This window comes from Superficieibacter sp. 1612_C1, assembly GCF_015234305.1.
Classification (GTDB): domain Bacteria; phylum Pseudomonadota; class Gammaproteobacteria; order Enterobacterales; family Enterobacteriaceae; genus Superficieibacter.
In genome coordinates this window covers 1-4,536 of the sequence record NZ_JADGMI010000013.1, presented here as the reverse complement: position 1 = coordinate 4,536, position 4,536 = coordinate 1, and the positions used below count along the sequence as shown (strand labels likewise).

Here is a 4,536-nt window from a genome sequence, read left to right as displayed (position 1 = left end):
TAAACAGAATTTGCCTGGCGGCAACAGCGCGGTGGTCCCACCTGACCCCATGCCGAACTCAGAAGTGAAACGCCGTAGCGCCGATGGTAGTGTGGGGTCTCCCCATGCGAGAGTAGGGAACTGCCAGGCATCAAACAAGTGAGAAGCCCATCCTGACGGATGGGCTTTTTGCGTTTCTGTCGTAAAAATTCTCCCCGTCATTGCCTTCTCTCTCCTTTATAACTACAAGCCATACTCCTGCATATACGGTAAACTAGCCGTGATTTTGCATCAGGATAGCGTCTATGAATCACTCCCTTAAGCCCTGGAATACCTTTGGCATCGATCAGTCTGCAAATGAGATTATCTGTGTCGAAAATGAGCAACAACTCTTAAGCGCATGGCAAAAATCCACTCAGGAACAATCTCCCGTGCTGATATTGGGAGAGGGCAGCAACGTCCTGTTTCTTGCCTCGTTCAGCGGTACAGTAATCGTTAATCGTATCAAAGGAATTAACATTACTGAGCGGCAGAATGCGTGGCATATACATGTGGGGGCAGGAGAAAACTGGCACCACCTGGTGCAATATACTCTGCAACACGGCATGCCCGGCCTGGAAAACCTGGCCATGATCCCGGGCTGTGTCGGCTCTTCGCCCATCCAGAATATTGGTGCCTATGGCGTTGAATTACAGCGCGTCTGCGATTATGTCGATTGTGTTGAACTGGCTACCGGGCAAACTTCACGTCTTAACGCCTCAGCGTGCCGTTTTGGCTATCGCGACAGTATCTTTAAACATGAATATCAGGATCGTTACGCTATTGTCGCGGTAGGTTTGCGTTTGCCAAAATTATGGCAGCCGGTTTTAACCTACGGTGATTTAGCACGCCTGGATCCCGAAACGGTAACGCCTCAACAGGTCTACGAGGCCGTCTGCCATATGCGCACCACCAAATTGCCGGATCCTAAAGTAAATGGTAACGCTGGTAGTTTCTTTAAAAATCCCGTTATCAGCAGCGCAGAAGCTCAGACTCTGCTGGCGAACTTCCCGGACGCCCCACATTATCCGCAGGCCGACGGGTCCGTCAAACTTGCCGCAGGATGGCTCATCGATCGGTGCCAGCTCAAAGGCACGCAAATCGGTGGGGCGATGGTGCACAAACAGCAGGCTTTGGTGCTCATTAACACCGGCAATGCGCATAGTGAAGATGTTATTCATCTGGCACACCAGGTTAGACAGCAGGTGGGTGAAAAATTTAACGTATGGCTTGAACCTGAAGTGCGCTTTATCGGCAGCCGCGGGGAAGTCAGTGCCGTGGAGACTATCGCGTGAAAGATAATACTATTCCGTTAACGTTAATCTCTATTTTATCCGACGGAGACTTTCACTCTGGCGAGCAGTTAGGCGAACGACTGGGCATGAGCCGTGCAGCCATTAACAAACACATCCAAACGCTGCGCGACTGGGGGGTAGATGTCTTTACCGTACCAGGCAAAGGCTATAGCCTCCCTGAACCCATCCAGTTATTGAATGAACAACTGATCCGCAGCCAAATTGAATATGGATCGGTGGCGGTATTACCGGTCATTGACTCCACCAACCAGTATCTCCTCGACCGTATTAATGAATTGCAATCGGGAGATGCCTGCATTGCCGAATATCAGCAGGCGGGCCGGGGACGCCGCGGACGTAAATGGTTTTCACCGTTCGGCGCGAACCTCTATCTCTCGATGTACTGGCGACTGGAGCAGGGACCAGCGGCGGCAATTGGTTTGAGTCTGGTCATTGGCATTGTTATGGCTGAAGTACTACACGACCTGGGCGCAACCCAGGTACGGGTAAAATGGCCTAATGACCTTTATCTTCAAGATCGTAAGCTGTCAGGTATTCTGGTTGAACTCACCGGTAAAACGGGCGATGCTGCACAGATTGTTATTGGGGCTGGCATTAATATGGCGATGCGCCGGGTTGAGGAAGAGGTGGTAAACCAGGGCTGGATCACCCTTCAGGAAGCCGGGATCGCAATCGATCGTAATGCCCTTGCCGTTCGATTAATCAAAGAGCTAAGAACCTCTTTACAACTTTTTGAGCTGGAAGGGCTAACACCTTATCTTTCCCGCTGGGAAAAGTTAGATAACTTTATTAATCGGCAGGTGAAACTCATTATTGGCGACAGAGAAATCGTCGGTATTTCTCGTGGAATAAATGCGCAGGGCGCGCTGATGCTGGAACAGAACGGTGAAATTAAACCGTGGATGGGCGGCGAAATTTCTCTTCGTAGCGCTGAATAAAAGCAGGGAGCAAGCGCTCCCTTTTTTTATTTACGCAGCCGAACCTGCCTGACTGCATGGTTGGCACTTTTTGTCATGATCAGGCTGGCACGCTCGCGGGTAGGCAGGATATTCTCTTTAAGATTCAATCCGTTAATCTCTTTCCATAATGAGGTTGCTACCTTCACCGCTTCCTCTTCCGATAACTTTGCATAGTTATGAAAATAGGAATCTGGATCGGTAAACGCCCCTTCGCGGAATTTCAGGAAGCGATTGATATACCAGGTCTGTAATAACTCTTCCGGTGCATCAACGTAAATAGAAAAATCCACGAAGTCAGAGACAAATACATGGTGCGGATCGTGTGGATAGTCCATCCCACTCTGCAATACATTTAATCCTTCAAGAATTAATATATCGGGTTGAGAGACATTTTTATCGCCGTCGGGGATGACATCATAAATAAGATGCGAATAGACCGGTGCAGTGGCATTGGGTACACCTGATTTGATATCAGAAACAAACTTAACCAGCCGATGCATATCATAGGACTGAGGAAAGCCTTTCTTCTTCATTATTCCCCGGTCTTTCAAAACCTGGTTTGGATGCAGAAAGCCATCGGTAGTAATGAGTTCTACGCGGCGATGCTCCGGCCAGCGGCTCAGCAACGCCTGTAGTACGCGTGCAGTGGTACTTTTACCTACCGCGACACTCCCGGCAATGCTAATGATATAAGGAATGCGTTGCCCATCGGTTCCAAGAAATTGTTCAAGCACGGCCTGACGGCGCAGGTTGGAACTAATGTAAAAATTGAGCAAACGCGACAGGGGCAGGTAGATCTCTGCCACTTCCTCCAGAGAAAGGTCTTCATTAATCCCTTTCAGGCGGGCGATCTCACCTTCAGTCAGTGTCATCGGAACTGAATCACGAAGAGCAGCCCACTGGCGGCGGTCAAATTCCATATAAGGTGTCGTTAACGCGTGTTCTTTTTTGCTCATAACATGTTTCTCGCTGCCCTCCCGTCCTCTGAACGACCAGGGAATGAAGGCGCGGCACATTTCAGTTAATTTACACAATGGGCAGGAGGTTAACACCAGATGAAAGGGAAGATAAGAAAAAATCGCCTGAAGCTGTCCAAACTCCGATGTAAAAACAGCCGCGTACGTTATCTACAAGCCTGAGAGCTGATGCCATCAGGACGATAAGCAGATGAAATAATGTTCTGCAATGAGTGAATTTACACCACATTTGCCCACGTGCGCACAAAATGTGAGCGATAGAACGATTTATGCAAATTTTTAGTTGCATGCAGGCGCAGGTCTACCTAGAATGCGCGCTACTTGATGCCGACTTAGCTCAGTAGGTAGAGCAACTGACTTGTAATCAGTAGGTCACCAGTTCGATTCCGGTAGTCGGCACCATCAAGCCCGGTGGGGTTCCCGAGCGGCCAAAGGGAGCAGACTGTAAATCTGCCGTCACAGACTTCGAAGGTTCGAATCCTTCCCCCACCACCATTTCTGGCAACGCTTAGCGTCGCCTGAGTTGGTTCAGTAAAATGAGCCAGCTTAAACAGAAAGAACTGGGTAGCCGAGTTTCAGGATGCGGGCATCGTATAATGGCTATTACCTCAGCCTTCCAAGCTGATGATGCGGGTTCGATTCCCGCTGCCCGCTCCAGACGTGCTGATATGGCTCAGTTGGTAGAGCGCACCCTTGGTAAGGGTGAGGTCCCCAGTTCGACTCTGGGTATCAGCACCACTTCTTTATCTCTCCTCCCCTGTTTCTCTTCTGTTATTTCATTCAACAAGTCGGGCGTGTTGCCTGGTTGATGTGGTGATATCACCGATTTATCCGTGTCTTAGAGGGACAATCGATGTCTAAAGAAAAGTTTGAACGTACAAAACCGCACGTCAACGTCGGTACTATCGGCCACGTTGACCATGGTAAAACAACGCTGACCGCTGCAATCACTACCGTACTGGCTAAAACCTACGGCGGTGCTGCTCGCGCATTCGATCAGATCGATAACGCGCCGGAAGAAAAAGCTCGTGGTATCACCATCAACACTTCTCACGTTGAATATGATACCCCGACTCGCCACTACGCGCACGTAGACTGCCCGGGCCACGCCGACTATGTTAAAAACATGATCACTGGTGCTGCGCAGATGGACGGCGCGATCCTGGTTGTTGCTGCGACTGACGGCCCGATGCCGCAGACCCGTGAGCACATCCTGCTGGGTCGTCAGGTAGGCGTTCCGTACATCATCGTGTTCCTGAACAAATG

The 4,536-nt window shown here is 50.0% G+C and carries 4 protein-coding genes, 4 tRNA genes and 1 rRNA gene; 8 read left to right on the top strand and 1 reads right to left on the bottom strand.

Features of this window, described 5'->3' with window-relative positions; all coding sequences use genetic code 11:
- Positions 1–13 precede the first annotated feature (13 nt).
- From rrf to birA, 3 genes are all read left to right on the top strand, one after another.
- Positions 14–129: ribosomal RNA gene (rrf, locus tag INT84_RS24060) — 5S ribosomal RNA — on the top strand.
- A 155-nt stretch (positions 130–284) separates the two neighbouring features.
- A complete protein-coding gene (gene murB / locus INT84_RS24055; RefSeq protein WP_194208764.1) occupies positions 285–1,313 on the top strand; it encodes a UDP-N-acetylmuramate dehydrogenase in 1,029 nt (342 codons plus the stop codon).
- Complete coding sequence (gene birA, locus INT84_RS24050) at positions 1,310–2,272, top strand: bifunctional biotin--[acetyl-CoA-carboxylase] ligase/biotin operon repressor BirA (protein WP_176916922.1); 963 nt, start codon at positions 1,310–1,312, stop codon at positions 2,270–2,272. Before murB ends, birA begins: the two co-directional genes overlap by 4 nt.
- A 26-nt stretch (positions 2,273–2,298) precedes the next feature.
- Here birA and coaA read toward each other — a convergent pair whose 3' ends face one another.
- Positions 2,299–3,249, bottom strand: coding sequence for a type I pantothenate kinase (gene coaA / locus INT84_RS24045; protein ID WP_176916923.1), 951 nt, complete (start codon positions 3,247–3,249; stop codon positions 2,299–2,301).
- A gap of 347 nt (positions 3,250–3,596) precedes the next feature.
- Here coaA and INT84_RS24040 point away from each other — a divergent pair.
- The 5 genes from INT84_RS24040 to INT84_RS24020 all read left to right on the top strand — a co-directional run.
- A tRNA-Thr gene (locus tag INT84_RS24040) sits at positions 3,597–3,672 on the top strand.
- Between the two features lie 8 nt (positions 3,673–3,680).
- Positions 3,681–3,765: transfer RNA gene (locus INT84_RS24035), tRNA-Tyr, on the top strand.
- Positions 3,766–3,852: 87 nt separating this feature from the next.
- A tRNA-Gly gene (locus INT84_RS24030) sits at positions 3,853–3,927 on the top strand.
- A gap of 5 nt (positions 3,928–3,932) precedes the next feature.
- Positions 3,933–4,008, top strand: a tRNA-Thr gene (locus tag INT84_RS24025).
- A gap of 115 nt (positions 4,009–4,123) precedes the next feature.
- On the top strand, positions 4,124–4,536 hold a 413-nt coding region (locus INT84_RS24020), incomplete at its 3' end, for a GTP-binding protein (RefSeq protein ID WP_000031718.1).